The organism is Streptomyces flavofungini, assembly GCF_041028215.1.
Classification (GTDB): domain Bacteria; phylum Actinomycetota; class Actinomycetes; order Streptomycetales; family Streptomycetaceae; genus Streptomyces; species Streptomyces flavofungini_B.
Genome location: NZ_JASKYR010001447.1, coordinates 1 through 573, shown reverse-complemented (window position 1 = coordinate 573; position 573 = coordinate 1). Strand labels below are relative to the sequence as shown.

General features: G+C 77.6%; 1 protein-coding gene. It reads left to right on the top strand.

Features of this window, described 5'->3' with window-relative positions:
- A partial coding sequence (locus tag AB8Z36_RS41580; protein ID WP_440582145.1) for a CurL C-terminal domain-containing protein occupies positions 1-573 on the top strand: 573 nt, incomplete at both ends.

Sequence of the window (573 nt, the reverse complement as noted above, 5' to 3'; positions counted from 1 at the left end):
GCCTGCACCTGCTGCTGTCGGCCCGCAGCGCCCGCGAACTGGACACCATGGCCGGTGAACTGGCCGAAGCGCTCACGGCTAAGGACGCCCCGGCGCTCGCCGACGCGGCGTACACCCTGCGCGTGGGGCGGGCCTGGCACCCCCACCGCCGAGCGGTGCGGGTGCCCGGTGATGACCCGCGGGCCGCCGCGGCCGCCCTGCGCGAGCACGCGACAACCCCCGAGGTGACGACCCTGCGCAAGGTGATCCTGGTGCCGCCCGCCGACGCACCGGACCATCCGGTGCTCGCCCGGCTCGGCACGGTCCTGCGGGGCCGCACCGAACGGGCCGCGCCCGGCCGCCCGCCACGCGCCGACCGGTTCGCGATCCTCGTCGGCCACGGCGCACCGGGGCCCGGACACCATGTCCTCCCGCTCGACACGGTCACCGGGGAACCCTCCGACGACGCGGTCGAGGCCGCGCTCACCGCTGCCTGGCTGCACGGGGCGGACGTGGMCTTCAGCGTCCTGGCCACCGGTGCGGGCCGCCGGGTCGCGCTGCCCGCCTACCCCTTCACCCGGGGCCGCTACTGGG